This is a genomic window from Sphingomonas sp. CFBP 8760, from assembly GCF_014841615.1.
GTDB lineage: Bacteria > Pseudomonadota > Alphaproteobacteria > Sphingomonadales > Sphingomonadaceae > Sphingomonas.
In genome coordinates this window covers 1-15971 of sequence record NZ_JACYUG010000013.1, presented here as the reverse complement: position 1 = coordinate 15971, position 15971 = coordinate 1, and the positions used below count along the sequence as shown (strand labels likewise).

The window sequence follows — 15971 nt, the reverse complement described above, 5'->3', positions numbered from 1 at the left end:
TGCCGATGCAGCTCAACCTCGCCAAGCTCCGCAAGGACCTTGCAGCCCTCCCCGGTGATGCGGTGACCGCAGCCAAGGCGCAGCTCACCATGCTGATCGATGCGGCCGAGCGCGGCCAGGCGGCCGAGGTAAAGCTGGCCGAGCTGCAGAAGGCCGGCATCGTGCTGGTGACTGCGTGACCGACACGCCCGCCCCGGTGTCCCACCCCGCCGCCATAGATGTCGGCGGCCTGCCCTACCTGCGCGATGCCAAGGGCAACCTGGTCCCGCTTGCAGCGATCAAGGCGCAGGACCTGCTGATGGACGAGACCGTCCGTCGCCTCCTCGATCGGGCTCAGGCGTTGTCGAACCTGATCGCCGCCTTCAAGCTCGAAGCGTTCGAGAACGTGGCGGAACTGCAGGCGCTGATGGCGCAGCACTATGGTGCCAAGCTGGGCGGCGGGAAGGGCAACATCACCCTGCTCAGTTTCGACGGCTGCCAGAAGGCGCAGGTACAGGTTAGTGACCTGATCGAGTTCGGCCCTGAGCTTCAGGCTGCCAAGACGATCATCGACGAATGCCTGACCGAGTGGGCGGTAGGTGGTGCGGTTGAGTTGCGGACGCTTGTGACCCGCGTGTTCCAGGTCGGCAAGGACGGCCAGATCAACCGGGCCGAGCTGCTGATGCTCCTCCGCTATGACATCGACGATCCCCGCTGGAAGCGGGCGATGGAGGCCATCAAGGACTCCATCCGGATCATCGGGTCGCGCGAGTACATCCGGTTCTATCAACGCCCCACCGCCGATGGCCAGTGGCGCGGCGTCACGATCGACATCGCCTCGGCACCGATGGTTCGGCCGGCCGCCGACCGAGGATAGGCCGCGAGGGAGGCGGCAGCGTCCCGGATCGTGGGACGACCGCACCACATCCCACATCATGGGACGCCACCCCACCCCCTTTGGGTCCTCCCCGCGAATCTGCCCCGATACGGGGGGCGAAGGCGCGACCCGCGTGCGTTTCCCGTGTTCGGAAATCGTTACGCCTTATTGTTACGCCTTTGGGTCTGCCGGCCGGGCGCTGATCGGTCGGTGGAGGGGGCATGGCGAGAGAACCTGCATCCCGGTCGCCGGCGCGGAAGCGCAAGCCGTCCGAACTGATCGTTACCCTCGACGAATTCGCATCGATCTGCGGCGTCACGCCGGAGACGATGCGCAACCATTTGAAGCAGGCGCCGGCCGAGGCGGAATGGCTGCACGAACGCGGGCGGCGCGGCGTCGGCTACAAGATCGCGGCAGCTGGCGCGGTCGCATGGTACCAATCGCGTTCCGCTGGCGGCGGTGAAGCCGACGCCCGCAGCGCGGCGATGGCCGAGCTGCGCATGCAGATGCTCGGCGACACCGGTGACGACGAGGGGCTCGGCCTCACCGGCAAACAGCGGTACGAGGAGTACAAAGCCGGCGAGGCCGAGCTGGCATATCGCCAGTCCATCGGCGAGCTATGCCGGATCGCGGAGATCGAGGCCGAGACGGTCAACGCCATCATCGAGCTGCGTCGTGCCTTGCTGGCCGTCGGCCCCACCATCCGGCGGAAGTTCAACCTCGATCGCGAGATCGAGATCGCGATCGAGGAGACGATCGCTCAGGCGCTGGCGGCGCTGGTCGAGAAGCTGGACGCCGATGTCGATCTGACTGGCGACGAGTGATGGCATCGCACCCGCGCCTGGGCGCGCTCGCGCTGCTGAAGCAACAGACGCGCGAGCCGCCCCGTTTCGGCAATGCGCGTCTCGCGATCCGACGGGCCGTCGCAGAGGTCCGGTTCCCGGAGAAGATCACGCCGATCGAGGCGGCGAACCGGCACCGGCACCTGCGCAACCCGGGCGCATACAGCGGCCCGTGGCGGGACAGTCCGGAGCCGATGCAGCATCTGGTCGAGCCGACCAACAATCTGGCGATGACCAGCACCTACGCGATCATCGCGGTGATCGGGCCCAGCCAGATGGGCAAGTCGGAGGTGGGCAACAACTGGCAGGTCCACTCGGTCATATATGACCCGGCGGACATGGCGTTCTATGCGCCGACGAAGGAGCTGACCGCCTCCTACGTCACGACGCAGATCAACAAGCTGCTGGAAGAATGCGAGGACGTGTCGGCCCGCCAGCTGGGCACGGCCAGCGCGGACAACATCTACCTGAAGCAGTTTCGCGGCTGTGACTGGCACTTCCTGTGGCCGACCGGCCCGAACTTCCGCGCCCGGCCGTTCTCGCGTGGCCGGCTCGACGATTACGACGACTTCGACGATGACATCGGCGACCAGGGCGATGCCGTCTCGCTGTTCGAAGGGCGCACCACCAGCTTCCAGGGCTATGGCTGGAAGCTATACGTCAACAGCTCACCGAAGAAGGGGCCCAAGCGCGGCATCGAGCCGCTGGTCGTGTCCGGCACCAGCAAGCGCTGGTGGGTAGATTGCCAGAAGTGCAGCGAACCGTTCGAGATGGCCTGGGAGCGGCTGTCATTCGAGCGCGGCGGCACGGCCCTGCAGGCGGCCGAGACGGCCGAGCTATGCTGCCCGACCTGCGGTGGCGCTCATAAGCAGGCCGACAAGCCGGCGCTGATGGCCACCGGCCGGTGGGTCGGCAAAGGCGAGGACGCCGTATCGTGGTCGACCGGCAGCAATTCCGGCAAGATCGGCGACCTCGAACCGAATTCGATCGACAGCTACTGGTGGGACGGCACCTTCGGCCTCGCACCCTGGTCGTCGTTGGCCCGCCAGTATCGCACCGCCGAGTTGCGGTTCGAGGATCATCAGGACGAGGGGCCGCTCAAGTCTTTCTTCCAGACGAAGGTCGGTCGGAACTACGTCGCGCGATCCACGGGTGACGCACCGGTGACCGAGGACATGCTCGTCGCTCGGGCAAAGCAGTCCACCTACAGCATCAGGCAGGTGCCGGACGGCGTCGTCGCCCTGACAGCCACCGTCGACCTGGGCGTCGATCGGTTCTCAGTGATGATCGTCGGCCACGGGGTCGGCAATCGCGCCTGGATCATCGATCGATTCGATATCCTGACGCTCGGCGACGGCATTACCAAGGTCGAGCCCTTCGCCCGGCGCGAGCATTGGTCGGTGCTGTACGACAAAGTCCTGCGACGGAAATATCCGCTGCAGCGCGATTCGTCGCTGCTGGTGCCGATCTTCTGCACCGGCGTTGATACCGGTGGTTCGGACGATGCCACCGACAACGCCTATGCCTGGTGGCACGACATGGTCACCGGCAGCGTGAAACAGGCACGCAAGCCGGTGCCGGCGACAGCGATCACGCTGCTGAAGGGCGGCAATCGGCCCAACGGACGCCTGCTGCCGGCACCGACCGTGGATGCGAAGCGGCAGGTAAAGGGTGCGCCGGAGTGCGAACTGTTCGTGCCGAACGTCAACCGCGTGAAGATCATGGCGGATCACCGGATGCGCCGGCCGCTGAAGGGGCCGGGCTTCATCGACCTGCCGCGCGAGTTCGCCGAGCCGGCGCACTCCAAGCACGTCGCCGAGCTGCGCGCCGAGGAACAGGTCGAGGGCATCTTCGTGAAGCCCGAGGGCGTCCGCAACGAGTCCTGGGATTTGCTGGTCTACTCGATCGTCGTGATGCTGCGTCTGGTCGGCCTCGATCAGAACCTCGGGCGGGTACCAGCATGGGCGCGGCCGCCGCGGCCGGCGGCCCCGGCGATCGCCGAGCCGCCCACGGCAGAGAATGACGACGGTAGCGACCCGTCACCGCCGACGCCGGCGTCGAGCGGGCCCCGGGTCGTGCAGGCCAGCCGGCCGGCACAGCGGGGCGGCCGATCGGGCGCTCGTCGCGGTGTCCGGGTCGTCCGATCAACTTGAGGAGGTCCGCATGGACAACCAGCATAAGCGCATCGCCGGGTACCGCGATCTCACGCAGGCCGAGATCGACCTGATGAACGAGGCCAAGGCGCTCGAGGCGAAGGTGAACGGCCTGATCGATCGGATGCGGGAGATGCCCGACCTCGATGTAGGCAACATCGCGCTGGGTCAGACCTATGCCGAGGAGACGTTCTCCCGGCTTGTGCGCGCCGTGGCACGGCCAGACCGGCAGGTCGCCTGATCATGGCGGACCTCGGCATCACGCTCGAGATCGCGTCGGCGCGCGTCGCCGAGTACCTGAAGGCGGAGCTGGGCGTCCTGAACGGCCAGGCCGTCAAGTTTGCCGATGGTCGCGAGCTGACCCGGGCCGACCTGAAGGAGATCCGAGAGGGCCTCGTCTTTTGGCAGGCGCAGGTTGCATCCCTTGGCGGCGTGAAGCCGCGCGCCGTCGGCCGGGTGCGCCGCGGCACGTATCGGATGCGCTGACGTGAAGATCGAGGTCCGCGCCAACCTGCTCGATCGTGCGATCGGCATCGTGAACCCGCAGGCCGCCCGCGATCGGCTGGCCGCCCGTGCCCAGATAGCCGCGACCACCGCGATGTTTGGCGGCGGGGGCGGCGGGTACCGCGGCGGCCAGGGCGACCGGGGCAAGCGGCGGGGCTTCGGTGCCCGCGCCCGGTCTGCGAACGCCGATATCCTGCCCGGCTCGGAGCGGCTGCGCGCCGAGCAGCGCGATGCGGTGATGAACCAGCCGATCGCGACGGCCGCGATCAACCGCATGGTCACCTTCGTGGTCGGCACCGGCCTGATGGGTATCCCCGCGATCGACGGCGAGTATCTCGGCCTGACGGCCGAGGAGGTCGACGTCTGGCAGCGCACGCTGGCGCGCGATTTCGACGCCTACATGATGTCGAAAGACGTCGACGCGGAGCGGAAGTCGACCGGCTACGGGCAGCAGTCGGTCGCGTATCGCGGTACCGCCACGTCGGGCGACATCCTCGCCCTGCGGGTGATGCCCGAGGACCAGCCCGGTCGGGTGATCGAGACGGCGTGGAAGCTGATCGAGGCCGACCGCCTGAAGACCCCGCCCACCGTGATGGAAGGTGGCCGCTACCCGTTGACGGGCAACCGCATCTTCGGCGGGGTCGAGGTCGACGCCTGCGACGCGCCGGTCGCCTATCACATCCTGAAGCAGCATCCGGGCGACATGCTGCTGCGGGCGCGTGATAGCATGATCCCGGAGCGTATCGAGGCATGGGACCGCGATCTCGCGCTTCCGCGCGTGCTTCACGTTTTCAAGGCCGAGCGTCCCGAGCAGGCTCGCGGTGTCGGCATGCTGGCGACGATCATCGAGCCGCTGAAGATGGTGTCGGATGCATCCGACGCCGAACTGTACGCCACGGTGATGTCGGCGATGATCGCCGTCGTCTACAAGTCGCCCGGCGCGCAGCCGATGCCCGAGCCGGACTATGGCGAGGACGGTGAAGCCGCGGGCGGTGCCGGCGTCGACGCCTCGCCGCCCCAGCCGAACCAGTACAAGTTCGAAGCCGGGTCGGTCATGGAGATCGACAGCGACGCCGAGGTCGAGATCAAAAGCCCCGGTCGCCCGAACAGCGCGTTCGACCCGTTCTTCCAGGCGATCGTCCGCCAGATCGGCGCGGCGATCGGCGTGCCAGCCGGCGTGCTGATGCTGATGTTCAATTCGAGCTACACCGCCAGCAAGGCCGAACTGGAGGTCCTGTACCTGCTCGTCCGGAGCGAGCGCGCCTGGTTCACCGGCGACCTGTCGGTGTTCACCTATATCTGTTTCGTCGCAGAGAAGGTCGCCCGCGGCGATTACGCCATGCCCGGCTTCTTCCGCGACCTGCGCGTCCGCGCCGCGTGGACAGGCGTCGATTGGCGTGGCGACGGCAAGATTTCGCTCAATCCCTTGCAGGAAGCCAAGGGGTTCGAGGTCCAGCAGGCCAATTGCTGGCGCACCGGCGAGGATATCACCGCCGAACTGACGGGTGGCAACTACCGCGAGAATATCCGGCGGCGCGGCGGCGAGCATCGCGCCATCCTCGACGAGGGCCTGCCGGTACCGAGCCCCGCCGGTGCGGCGAAGGCCGCCCCTGCCAACAATGCCAAGCCCGAAAAGGGCAATGGCGACGACAATGAGGACGACGAAGATGCTTGAGACCTTCGGCGCCCGAACCCTATGGGCCATGCACCCTGACGCGCTCGGCGACCTGCTGAAGCGCGGCTCGATTGAGGCGATGCTGCCGGATGCGCTGAAGCTGCTGGCATCGATGGGCGGTGGCGCGGCGACCGCGGCGAAGTCGCAGGACCCGATCCGCGACGGTGCCACCTACATCCTGCCGCTGTTCGGGCCACTGTCGCCCAAGGGCAGCTATGGCGGCACCTCCACCGAGCGGTTCGCCAACCAGGTGCGCGAGGCCGGCAGCGATCCGACGATCGGCGCGATCGTCGTCCCGATCATGAGCCCTGGCGGCCTGGTCTACGGCACGGCCGAGGCCGGCGATGCCGTCTATGAGACCCGCCAGCTCAAGCCGGTGATCTGCGTCGCCAGTCCCTATTCCTATTCGGCTGCCCATTGGATCGGCACGCAAGGGTCCGCCTATTACGCGTCGACCAGTGGCGGTGTCGGTTCGGTCGGCGTCCGTGGCGGGCACATCGATATGTCCGGTTTCGAGGACAAGATCGGCATGAAGACGACGCTGATCGCATCCGATCCGGAGAAGATCGCCGGCCACCCCTATGGCCCGCTGTCCGATGATGATCGCGCCGACATGCAGGCCGAGATCGACGAGATGAATCAGTCGTTCATTGCCGCGATCGCGCGCGGTCGCGGTATCGATGCGTCGGCTGTGCCGGGCATCCACGGCGCCGGCCGCACCTTCCCCGCCGCGCGCGCCGCGACGCTGGGCGTCACCGACGGCGTGATGACGCTGCGTGAGGTCGTCGCGAAATTCAGTTCGAGCCGCACGCGCCTGGCGCTGATGCGCCGGCGTGCTGCGGCGATGGCCTCAGCTTTCTAATTTGCGCCCCACGGGGCGCGAACACCCGGGGCCGATGCGCCCGCACAATGATGGAGTAGAACGATGGACCTGGAAGCACTCCGGGCTCAGGCGCGTGCGGTCGCAACGCGCATGGAGACCCGCATCAATACGGCACTCGGTGGAAACCGGGACCTCACCGCCGAAGAGGAAGCCGCCAACACCGCCGATGAGGCGGAACTGGCTGACCTGAAGGGCAAGATCGCCACGGCCGAAAAGGGCGGCGCCAGCGCCGACGACAGCACCGACCCGGTCGCAACCGCCGTCACCGCCGAGCGCACCCGCATTCTCGCCCTCGCGGACCTGTGCCCGTCGAGCGTGCTGGCGACGCCGCTGCGCACCGCCATCGAGGGCGGGCAGGATGCCGGTGCCTTCGCGATCGGGATCGCCAAGGCCAGCAAGGCGCGCGGCGCGAGCCTGCAGGACCTGCGCGACGGTGCCGTCCAGGCGGAGCAGCTGCCGGCCGGCAAGACCGCAGACGGCACCAAGGGCAAGCCGAAGACCGGCGCCGAGCAGGCCGTCGGCATCCTCGCCCTCGCAAAGGCGGCCGGGCACCGCGCACTCTCCGGCGTATCGTCGGCGAGCTGATCCACCACCACCCCGGACGGCGCTGCCGTCCCTGACGAAAGGACATCGCCCTCATGTACGAGCGCGCTTTGTTTTCGACGCAGACGCACACCGCGGCTGTGAACCTGATCCGCGCCGGCGCGCCGCTCACCCGCAAGGTGGTGCTGCTCGGTGGCGCGGCATACGCCGTCGGCAGCGTGCTTGGCACGATCACCGCCAACAAGAAGGCGACCCTCTCCGTGGCGGCCGCCACCGATGGCAGCCAGGCACCGGACCTCGTCCTGGCCTATGACGTCGACGCCACCGGCGGTGATGTCGAGGCGATGGCCTACGAGAAGGGCGATCTGGTCGGTGAGGCCCTCGTCCTCGGCGCCGGCCACACCCTGGCCAGCATCCGCGAGCCCCTGCGCGACAAGGGCATCACGATCTCGGCCTGATCGCCGCGATCATCACCCGTACCCCGGGCGGTCTGACGCAGGTCCGGCCGCCCTTTCTTTTTGTGAAAGGGCTCCATTATGGACCTCATGTCGACCACGGCGCTGATCGGGATCATCACGCCGCTGCATATCCCCGGCAACTTCCTGCGCCGCCTGTTCTTCGGCGGCCCGGTAATCGAATTCGACGACGAGACCGTCAAGTTCGACCGGGTGTTCGACGATCTGCGCGTCGCGCCCTGGGTCAGCCCCTATGCGCCCGGTACGCCGATGCAGGACCGTACCTTCCAGACCGACACGTTCGCCCCCGGCTATGTGAAGCCGATCAACCACATCACGGCGAAGAATTTCAGCAAGCGCCGCCCAGGGGAGGCGATCGGCGGGGAATTCACGCTCGCGCAGCGTCGTGAACTGTACTTCGTGGACGTCCTCGAAGGTCACAAGAAGAAGATCGAGCGCCGCGAGGAGATCATGGCCGCCGATATCCTGCGCACCGGTGGCGTGGTGATCGAGGGCCTCGAATATCCGCGCGCCGTGGTCAATTACGGCCGCAAGGCGTCGCTGACCAAGACGCTACTGGGCGACGCACGGTGGACCCAGCCGGGGGTTTCGCCTGTCGATAGCCTGGAGGCTTTCCTTCAGGAGGTGGCGGACGCCGGCAACGCGGCTCCCAGCCATGTCGTCATGGATTCGCTGGCCGGTCAGCTGCTGAAGGCCGACCCGAAGCTGGAGAAGAAGCTCGACACCACGTTCCAGGGCAACACCAGCGCCGTGGACCTCGGCTTCAAGCCCGGTGTGCCGGGCGCGCCGACCTATCTGGGCCGCATCGGCAACGTCGAGCTGTATATCTACAACGACCTCTACGAGGACGAGAACAAGGTCATGCGGCGCCTGCTGCCCGACTATACCGTCATCGTCGGCGCCCCGGGCGCGTTCGAGGGCACGCCTTGCTACGGCGCAATCCTCGACCCGATGAACGACTATGGTGCGGCTCGCATGTTCTCCAAGAACTGGATCGAGCAGAACCCCGGTGCCGAATACTGCATGACGCAGTCGGCGCCGATCTTCGTGCCGAAGCGCCCGAACACCAGCGGCTGCATGACGGTCGGCTGATCCATGGCCCGCGCACCCCGCGCGGGCCACCCCGCCGCCCGTGCAGCGGCAACGGCTCGCACACCCAGCACCGACCAACCCACGGCCGCCCAGGCCGCAAATTCCATGGAGGGCCAGATGGCCGACGAAACCGAAACCTCGCCGCAAAAGATGGTCGAGATGCCTCGCGCCGTGCACGAGCTGCGCACCGGTAAGGGACCGGGCAACGTCATCGTGCCCGGCACGATCATCACCGACGCGATCGCGAAGAAGCACAAGCTCGACGACGAGACGATGCTGGCACTGATCGCGACCGGCGCGGTCAACGTCGCCGAAGTCCTGACGGTCTGATCGCGACCGCCGCCGGCCTCGCGCCGGCGGCGACCTTCCACGAGCGAGGTGGCCTATGAACATCGCCGATATGCGCGCGCTGCTCGGGCTCGGACCCGAGATCAGCGATGTGCAGGTCATCACCCGCTATGGCGCCTGGGAACAGGCGACAACGGCAGCCTCGGCGGCCGCGGCGATCGCCGCGGTACCGGACGACCCCTTCGCCGTTGCGAACGCCGTGATCTTCCAGTCGCCCGGTACCGTGGCGGCCGAATATGACGACGGCGAGGGTGATCCCCTGCCCATCCGCATCATCCGGACGCGTGGCACCGTCGATATTCCGACGCCGACGACGGAGTGGGTCGCCGACAAGGACATGGCCGTCATCCAGCGTGCCGACGTTGCCAAGCCGGTAAAGGGCCACCGCCTGTTCATCGGCGATGACGAGGTTCTGATCGACGGCCGGCCGCGGCTCGACCTCGAGGGGCTCAACTGGCTCTGCGAGATCATCCCGGTCGCATGATCCGGACCCGCGTCGGCGCGCCCGACTTCGACAAGATCACCGCCGGCCTCGAAAGCGAGGTCGCCGGCTTCTTCACGAGCGCGATGCGCGACACGACCGACGAGGTGAAGGAGGCGTTCCGCAACCAGGTCCGCGCGGCCGGGCTCGGCGAGCGCCTGCCCAACTCGATCCGCGGCATCACCTATCCCAAGACCGGCAACGCCTTGGAGCCGGCCGGCTGGGTCTACGCCACCCCGTCGAAAGACGGCCGGGGCGCCGCGGCGATCGTCGAGAGCTATGCCACGGGCGCGATGATCACGCCCCGCGCCGGCAAGCGTTGGCTGGCGGTGCCGACCGACGATTGCCCCCGCAAGCGGCAGGGTGATGCGATGACGCCGGAGGAGGTGGAGAAGAAGTTCGGCCGGCGCCTGGTGTTCATCAGCCCGAACGACCGCGGCTTCACGACACCGAGCCAGCGCAAGGGCGGCGTCGCGTACCTGGTCATCAAGCAGCTGGTCATCCGCAAGGCTACCGGCCGGTGGCGCAACGCAACCCAGCGCGAGCAGGAAGGCCGCACCCGCAATCCGCGGCCGGTCCAGAACGTGATCATGTTCACCCTGGTCCCGCAGGTGAAGAAACCGAAGTCGATCGACCTGACGGTCCCGCAAGAGATCGCGGCCCAGCGCTTCCCCGCCAACCTCGACGCCCGCTGGAGATAGCCCATGTCGACCCGACTGGACGTCCTCGCCGCGATCAAGGCGCTGATCGGATCCACGCGCCCGCAGGCGGACGTCCGCGGTATGCTGGAAGATGACATAAAGCCCGACGAGGTCGGCCCAGGCGGCGCTGCCACGGTGGAGTCCGGCGATCCCGGCGATCCGTCGATCGATATGTCGCCGCCTACCTACTGGTGGGAGCATAGCGTGCCGATTGAGCTGGTCTCGTATCCGGCGAACGGGCTGACCAGCCAGCAAATCCTCGACGACTGGCTGATGACCATCGGCCGCGCAGTGGAGGCCGATCGGACGCTCGGCGGCCTCTGCACCTACCTCGACGTGTCCGCGCCCACCGATGGCATCGCTGCCGTCGCCGGCGCCGCGCCGATCGGCTGGGCCGCCTTCACCATCACCGCCTCGTATTCGACCACCAGCCCTCTCGGCTGATCCCTTTCACGACAGGAGATTTCCATGGCGCTTCGTCCGCTGGGCATTAACGCCCTCATGTCCGCCGCGTCCGAGGGCGCACTTACCTATGGGCAGGTGCCGGCTGCCGGCTTCTTCCGCCTGCCCTTCGTCAGCCATGCGCTGGGCGAAGAGCAGCCGCTGATCGAGGACGACCAGCTCGGCTTCGGTCGTGAGGGCCTCGACCCGACCTATGACGTCATCACCAACGATGGCGACCTCGTGGTGCCGGTCGACCTGCGCGGCTTCGGCTTCTGGCTGCGGCAGACCTTCGGCCCGCCCACCACCACGCCCGACGGCGCCAAGTTCCGCCACGTCTTCAGGTCGGGCGCGTCGGCGCTGCCGTCGACGTCGATCGAGATCAGCCAGCCGGAGGGGCCGAGCAATTCGGTCCATTACGGCGCGGTCGTGAACACGCTCAACATTCCCATGCAGCGGTCGGGTATGCTCAACGCCACGCTGGCGATGATCGCCCAGGGCGAGACCGACGCGTCCGCCGTCAGCGTCGCCGGTGCGCCGACCGTGCTGCGCGGCCCGCGCTTCGCGCAGGCGACCGGCTCGATCGAGGTCGACGACGAAATCGCCGGCGATATCGTCTCGGCCGGCGTAACCTATTCGAACCAGCTCGATAAGGTCGAGGTCATCCGTGCGGACGGCCGGATCGGCGGTGTCGATCTCGGCAAGGTGATGTCGAGCGGTCAGCTCGTGGTGCGCGGCGCCCGCGGTGCGCTCGCCAGCAAGGGCCGCGGCAAGGTGCCGGCGAAGATTTCGTTCGGCTGGACCCAGACGGACGGCAGCCTGACCTTCGTGCTGCCGCGCATCTTTCTGCCGCGCGTGAAGCAGCCGATCCAGGGGCCCAAGGGGCTGCAATCCACCTTCAACTGGCAGGCATCGGGCGCGGAGGCAGCGCAGCTGACCGTCACGCTGATCAACGACGTCGCCAGCTACGCCTGATCCGGGAGAGAAACGATGGACGCACCCACCAGCATCGACACGGGCCGTGTCATGGAACGCGATGACCAGCGCTGCCTGCAGGTCGTCGACGCGAACACCGGCGAGCCGGTCTCGGGCGTGATCGCTGCCGACGCGATCGCCGGCACCGTCCGCCGTTTCGAGGTCGAGAACGGCAACCTCGTCCGCGATGGCGATACGTTCGTCATCGTCGACGAAAGGCGCGACATCCGCATCGAGTGGATCGTGCCGATGGTCGTTGACGTAAGCCAGCCCACCGGGGCGCAGGGCTGATGTTCGCGCTCAGCAAGCCGGGCCCGGCTGCGCACGAGTTGATGCCAGCGGTCGGCGATCGTCCGGCGGTGAAGGTCACCTTCCCCGCGCAACCGACCCTCCTCGCGCTCCGCGCCGGGCGCCGGGCGGTGGGCGAGGCTCTCCGCGCCGGCGGCCCCGATGCCGAGGAGCGCGCGGCCGACGCCTTCACCGTGGCACTGATCCGGCACAGCATCCTGTCGTGGGAAGGTATCGGCGACGAGGAGGGCGAGCCGGTCGAGCCAACGCCTGACGTCGAAATCCGCAACGATGCCGGCGACGTGATCGGCATCGAGCCCGGCACGATCTCCGCGTTCCTCGCCGAGCCGCGACTGGTCGAGGCGGCCGACGAAAAGTGGGTCCTGCCCTGGACGATGCTGGACGCGGAAAAAAACGGCTTATCGCTCTCGCCGAATGGCATTTCGGAGGGGGCGACGCCGGCGGGGGATACTGCCAACTCTCCTGCGACGCCCGACGCCTCGGTCGATGCCACGACGACGACGGCCGCCCCGCCTGCCCCTACGATCGAAACGAAGCCCGCACCGAAGCGGGCGAAGCCGTCTGGCAGCTGATCACCGGCATCCAGTCGCAGTTGCGCGTCGTCACCATGCCCACCCCGGGCGGAATTGAGACGCGGCCGATCGGCCTCGACAACACCGCAGTGCTGCTGACCGCGCAGGCCCGCGGCGTCGACACGGCGCTCCTCACGGAAATCCTGCCCCGCATCGAGGCGGCGATCATCAACCAGGCTCAACCGGCACACGAGGAGGAAGACGATGGCAACACGTAACGTCGGCTTCCGCCTCGGCACCGAGGGCAAGGCAGAGGTCAAGAACGACTTCGCCGAGGTCCGCACCGCTGGCGTTGGCGCGGTGACCGACGTCGCGGAGGCGGCTGAAAAGTCGAGCGCACGCTCCGCCAAGGCGATGGAGGACCTCGCCGAACGGCAGGCCCGTGCCAATGCCCGCCTCGCCGCGGCTGCCCATACCGCCGGTCTGCCGGCGCCGGCACCGCAGCCGTATAACGCCAAGGGACAGGCGGCGGTCGACCTGACGGCGCTGAAGATGGCGGCCGCGCTGAAGGGCGAGCTTGATCCGGCATGGGCGGCCGCACAGACGCTCAACCGCGAGCTGGAACGCCTGAGCCGGATCGAGAAGCTCGGCGTGCTCGATGCGCAGGAGCTTGCCCAGGCGCAGGCGCAGGTACGCAAACGGTACGACGACACCACCGATTCGATCCGCCGCCAGGGCACCGAGCGCGCGAAGCTGTCGCAGAACCAGCGCCAGACGCTGCTCTATACCGCTTCGGACGTGGTGGCCTCGGCCGGATCGGGTGCGAGCCCCGGGATGATTGCGATCCAGCAGGGTCCGCAGGTCCTTCAGGCGTTCGCGGCGGAGGAAGGCGGCATGGCCGTGCTTCGCTCCACCCTCATGGGCACCGCCGGCGCGATCACCGCGGTGGCCGCAGCCGCAGTCGCTGGCGCGGCCGCGTGGGTCGGCTACACCGCCGGCGTCGCCAAGCTGGAAGCCGCCTCGCGCGGTACCGGCATCATGCTCGGGCTCAACGGCGAGCAGCTGGCGGCGACCGCGGAGGCCGCGGCGTCGGCCGGCCGGATTAGCGTCTCGACCGCGCGCGATATCGAGAGCGGTTATCTCGGCATCGCCCGCTCCGGCGACGTGCTGACGAAGATGACCGCGATCACCCGCGATTTTGCGGCTGCGACCGGTCAGGACATGGCCGGCGCACAACGAGATCTCGGCGCCGCCTTCACCGACCCGATCAAGGGCGCGGAGGACCTCGCCGCCAAATATGGCGTGCTGTCGCAGGCGCAGATCGAGCGCATCACCAACCTGGTGCAGGAGAACGACCTCGCCGGCGCGCAGCGGGTGATGCTCGATGCGCTGGGCCCGGCATTCGCCGGCGCCGCCAACAATGCCAGCCTGCTCGCCCGCGGCTGGGACAGCATCGCCAATTCCGCCAGCAACGCCTGGAACTGGATCGGCAAGACGCTGGATCGCATGGCGACCGGCGGGACGGTCATCGACCGGATCAAGGACCTGCAGGCACAGCGGGAACGCGGCCCCACCGTCGGGCAGATGCTGACCGGCACCAGCCGCGCCGATTACGAGGCCGATATCGATCGGCAGGTCTCCGTGCTGCGCAACCAGATGAAGGCGGACGCCGCCCGCACCGAGCGCGCGCGGAGCAATGCCGCCCGGGCGGCTGCCAGCAGCGTTGTCGACCGCTACACCGGCGCCGACCAGCTCAGCACGCTGCAGGCGGACGCCGGCCGGCTGCGCGCCGCGCTCCGGACGCCGATGCCGGCGGCCGACCGGACGCAGATGGCGGGCACGCTGGACGCCTACACCCGCGCGATCGACACCTTCATCCCGAAACAGGAGAAGGCCAACCAGCTCGCCGCGATCGATGCCCGCATGGCGGCCGCGAAGTCGCCGGCGGCACGCGCGGCGCTGGCGGCCGAGCGCAGCCGGATACAGCTTTCCGGTCAGGTCATCAGCAGTGCCGACGTCGAGGCGCAGGCCACTGCCCGCGCGACACAGGCCCGCGTCCGTGCCAGCAGCGCCGGTGCCGGCCGTGCGGCCTCGCTGGCGCGCGAGGCGCAATCGATGGAGGCCAACGCCTCTGCCGCCCTCACCCTCGCCAGTGCGTATCTGACCGGTGGCGATGCAGCGATCCGCGCCGAGGCCGCGCGCAAGGGCCTGACCGATGCCACCCGCAAGGGGATCGATGCCGACGCGCAGGTCGCGCGGCAGCTGAAGGTCATGGTTGCGGATCAATTGGTCGGCACCGCCAAGACCGTTGCCACCATGCGCGACGAGACGGCCGCGCGCGCCGGCGTCCGCGCCCAGGTGCAGGCCGGCACGCTGTCGGCCGAGGGCATGGCGCAGGCGCTGAGCGACGAGGCGGCGCTACGCCCGCTCCTGAAGCTGCAGACGGTCGCCCAGGGCGATGCCTTGAAGGTCCTCAGCGACGTGATCCGGGATTACCGGGCGGCGCTGGCTGGCGCGCACGAGGAGGAGGCCAAGGGCAACGCGACCCGATTGACCGCGGCAAGCAGGGATCGGGTTACCGAGATTCGAACGTCGATCCTGGACATGAGCGGCACCCCACTTGCCCAGGCGATCGCCGCGGCCCGGCGCGCGGCCGAGAAGGAAGCCGATGTCGGCAAGATGACCGGCACCGACCGCGACGACTTCGTCAACAGCCGCGTCGACGAAGCCCGCGCAGCACGCGCGGCAGACCTCGCCCGTTACACCCTCGACGCTTTGCAGACCCAGACCGACAGCCTGGAGCTGGGTGAGCGCGAATTGCAGCTGCTCGGCGCGAACGACAATTATCGCTCGGCCGAGCTGGAGAAACTGCGGATCGGGCAGGAAATCCGCCGGCGCTTCCCGGAGATGGCGCGCGAGGATGTCGACGCGCTGCTCGCCGGCGTCGACGCGATCGGCGAGCAGAATGCCCGGCTGAAGATCATGGCGGCCAACGTCGAAGAGCTGCGCGGCTTCGGCAGCCAGTTCGTCGACACGGTGCTGAGCGAAGAGACGTGGTCGAGCTGGGGCAACGCCGGCAAGAACATGACGGCGATGATCAAGAACGAGTTCATCAAACTCGCTCTGCTTAGAGCGTTTTCCGGCCGACCTGAGTCGAAGGGGATTCACACGGGCGTGCTG

At 68.1% G+C, this 15971-nt stretch carries 20 protein-coding genes; all 20 read left to right on the top strand.

The window, feature by feature from the left end; genetic code table 11:
* Positions 1 to 5: 5 nt before the first annotated feature.
* Positions 6 to 179, top strand: coding sequence for a hypothetical protein (locus IFT82_RS14895; RefSeq protein WP_192128212.1), 174 nt, complete (start codon positions 6 to 8; stop codon positions 177 to 179).
* Positions 176 to 856 carry a DUF3164 family protein gene (locus IFT82_RS14890; RefSeq protein WP_192128210.1) on the top strand — a complete coding sequence of 227 codons (681 nt, stop codon included), beginning with the start codon at positions 176 to 178 and terminating at the stop codon, positions 854 to 856. The genes IFT82_RS14895 and IFT82_RS14890 overlap by 4 nt, the downstream gene beginning before the upstream one ends.
* 221 nt (positions 857 to 1077) lie before the next feature.
* Positions 1078 to 1680, top strand: coding sequence for a hypothetical protein (locus IFT82_RS14885; protein ID WP_192128208.1), 603 nt, complete (start codon positions 1078 to 1080; stop codon positions 1678 to 1680).
* Entirely contained in the window at positions 1680 to 3851 is a 2172-nt protein-coding gene (locus IFT82_RS14880) for a terminase gpA endonuclease subunit (RefSeq protein ID WP_192128206.1), read from the top strand. The genes IFT82_RS14885 and IFT82_RS14880 overlap by 1 nt, the downstream gene beginning before the upstream one ends.
* Positions 3852 to 3861: 10 nt before the next feature.
* The gene (locus IFT82_RS14875) at positions 3862 to 4092 is read left to right on the top strand and encodes an Acb2/Tad1 domain-containing protein (RefSeq protein WP_192128204.1); all 231 of its coding nucleotides are present in this window, start codon (positions 3862 to 3864) and stop codon (positions 4090 to 4092) included.
* Between the two features lie 2 nt (positions 4093 to 4094).
* Positions 4095 to 4337 carry a hypothetical protein gene (locus IFT82_RS14870; protein ID WP_192128202.1) on the top strand — a complete coding sequence of 81 codons (243 nt, stop codon included), beginning with the start codon at positions 4095 to 4097 and terminating at the stop codon, positions 4335 to 4337.
* A gap of 1 nt (position 4338) precedes the next feature.
* Complete coding sequence (locus tag IFT82_RS14865; RefSeq protein WP_192128200.1) at positions 4339 to 6030, top strand: phage portal protein; 1692 nt, start codon at positions 4339 to 4341, stop codon at positions 6028 to 6030.
* 28 nt (positions 6031 to 6058) lie between these two features.
* Positions 6059 to 6892 carry a S49 family peptidase gene (locus IFT82_RS14860; RefSeq protein WP_244646791.1) on the top strand — a complete coding sequence of 278 codons (834 nt, stop codon included), beginning with the start codon at positions 6059 to 6061 and terminating at the stop codon, positions 6890 to 6892.
* 63 nt (positions 6893 to 6955) lie between these two features.
* Complete coding sequence (locus IFT82_RS14855) at positions 6956 to 7498, top strand: hypothetical protein (RefSeq protein ID WP_192128196.1); 543 nt, start codon at positions 6956 to 6958, stop codon at positions 7496 to 7498.
* A 53-nt stretch (positions 7499 to 7551) separates the two neighbouring features.
* Positions 7552 to 7914, top strand: a complete 363-nt coding sequence (locus tag IFT82_RS14850; RefSeq protein ID WP_192128194.1) for a head decoration protein — start codon at positions 7552 to 7554, stop codon at positions 7912 to 7914.
* Between the two features lie 78 nt (positions 7915 to 7992).
* A complete protein-coding gene (locus IFT82_RS14845; RefSeq protein ID WP_192128192.1) occupies positions 7993 to 9024 on the top strand; it encodes a major capsid protein in 1032 nt (343 codons plus the stop codon).
* A gap of 3 nt (positions 9025 to 9027) precedes the next feature.
* The gene (locus tag IFT82_RS14840) at positions 9028 to 9354 is read left to right on the top strand and encodes a hypothetical protein (protein ID WP_207105796.1); all 327 of its coding nucleotides are present in this window, start codon (positions 9028 to 9030) and stop codon (positions 9352 to 9354) included.
* 55 nt (positions 9355 to 9409) lie between these two features.
* Entirely contained in the window at positions 9410 to 9856 is a 447-nt protein-coding gene (locus IFT82_RS14835) for a head-tail joining protein (protein ID WP_192128188.1), read from the top strand.
* Positions 9853 to 10554: a DUF6441 family protein gene (locus tag IFT82_RS14830; RefSeq protein WP_192128186.1), complete on the top strand. Its 702-nt coding sequence runs from the start codon at positions 9853 to 9855 to the stop codon at positions 10552 to 10554. Before IFT82_RS14835 ends, IFT82_RS14830 begins: the two co-directional genes overlap by 4 nt.
* Positions 10555 to 10557: 3 nt before the next feature.
* Positions 10558 to 10998 carry a hypothetical protein gene (locus tag IFT82_RS14825; protein ID WP_192128184.1) on the top strand — a complete coding sequence of 147 codons (441 nt, stop codon included), beginning with the start codon at positions 10558 to 10560 and terminating at the stop codon, positions 10996 to 10998.
* Positions 10999 to 11022: 24 nt separating this feature from the next.
* Entirely contained in the window at positions 11023 to 11970 is a 948-nt protein-coding gene (locus IFT82_RS14820) for a phage tail tube protein (RefSeq protein ID WP_244646790.1), read from the top strand.
* A gap of 15 nt (positions 11971 to 11985) precedes the next feature.
* The gene (locus IFT82_RS14815; protein ID WP_192128182.1) at positions 11986 to 12261 is read left to right on the top strand and encodes a hypothetical protein; all 276 of its coding nucleotides are present in this window, start codon (positions 11986 to 11988) and stop codon (positions 12259 to 12261) included.
* On the top strand, positions 12261 to 12851 hold the full coding sequence (locus IFT82_RS14810; RefSeq protein ID WP_192128180.1) for a hypothetical protein: 591 nt from the start codon (positions 12261 to 12263) through the stop codon (positions 12849 to 12851). The genes IFT82_RS14815 and IFT82_RS14810 overlap by 1 nt, the downstream gene beginning before the upstream one ends.
* A gap of 20 nt (positions 12852 to 12871) precedes the next feature.
* A complete protein-coding gene (locus IFT82_RS14805; protein WP_192128178.1) occupies positions 12872 to 13069 on the top strand; it encodes a DUF7697 family protein in 198 nt (65 codons plus the stop codon).
* A partial coding sequence (locus IFT82_RS14800; protein WP_192128176.1) for a phage tail length tape measure family protein occupies positions 13056 to 15971 on the top strand: 2916 nt, incomplete at its 3' end. The genes IFT82_RS14805 and IFT82_RS14800, both read left to right, overlap by 14 nt.

Excerpts from the sequence above, each read along its gene's own strand:
- IFT82_RS14895 (WP_192128212.1), top strand. The coding sequence starts at position 6 with ATGCAGCTCAACCTCGCCAAGCTCCGCAAGGACCTTGCAGCCCTCCCC.
- IFT82_RS14885 (WP_192128208.1), top strand. The coding sequence starts at position 1,078 with ATGGCGAGAGAACCTGCATCCCGGTCGCCGGCGCGGAAGCGCAAGCCG.
- IFT82_RS14880 (WP_192128206.1), top strand. The coding sequence starts at position 1,680 with ATGGCATCGCACCCGCGCCTGGGCGCGCTCGCGCTGCTGAAGCAACAG.
- IFT82_RS14875 (WP_192128204.1), top strand. The coding sequence starts at position 3,862 with ATGGACAACCAGCATAAGCGCATCGCCGGGTACCGCGATCTCACGCAG.
- IFT82_RS14870 (WP_192128202.1), top strand. The coding sequence starts at position 4,095 with ATGGCGGACCTCGGCATCACGCTCGAGATCGCGTCGGCGCGCGTCGCC.
- IFT82_RS14860 (WP_244646791.1), top strand. The coding sequence starts at position 6,059 with ATGCACCCTGACGCGCTCGGCGACCTGCTGAAGCGCGGCTCGATTGAG.
- IFT82_RS14855 (WP_192128196.1), top strand. The coding sequence starts at position 6,956 with ATGGACCTGGAAGCACTCCGGGCTCAGGCGCGTGCGGTCGCAACGCGC.
- IFT82_RS14850 (WP_192128194.1), top strand. The coding sequence starts at position 7,552 with ATGTACGAGCGCGCTTTGTTTTCGACGCAGACGCACACCGCGGCTGTG.
- IFT82_RS14845 (WP_192128192.1), top strand. The coding sequence starts at position 7,993 with ATGGACCTCATGTCGACCACGGCGCTGATCGGGATCATCACGCCGCTG.
- IFT82_RS14840 (WP_207105796.1), top strand. The coding sequence starts at position 9,028 with ATGGCCCGCGCACCCCGCGCGGGCCACCCCGCCGCCCGTGCAGCGGCA.
- IFT82_RS14835 (WP_192128188.1), top strand. The coding sequence starts at position 9,410 with ATGAACATCGCCGATATGCGCGCGCTGCTCGGGCTCGGACCCGAGATC.
- IFT82_RS14830 (WP_192128186.1), top strand. The coding sequence starts at position 9,853 with ATGATCCGGACCCGCGTCGGCGCGCCCGACTTCGACAAGATCACCGCC.
- IFT82_RS14825 (WP_192128184.1), top strand. The coding sequence starts at position 10,558 with ATGTCGACCCGACTGGACGTCCTCGCCGCGATCAAGGCGCTGATCGGA.
- IFT82_RS14820 (WP_244646790.1), top strand. The coding sequence starts at position 11,023 with ATGGCGCTTCGTCCGCTGGGCATTAACGCCCTCATGTCCGCCGCGTCC.
- IFT82_RS14815 (WP_192128182.1), top strand. The coding sequence starts at position 11,986 with ATGGACGCACCCACCAGCATCGACACGGGCCGTGTCATGGAACGCGAT.
- IFT82_RS14810 (WP_192128180.1), top strand. The coding sequence starts at position 12,261 with ATGTTCGCGCTCAGCAAGCCGGGCCCGGCTGCGCACGAGTTGATGCCA.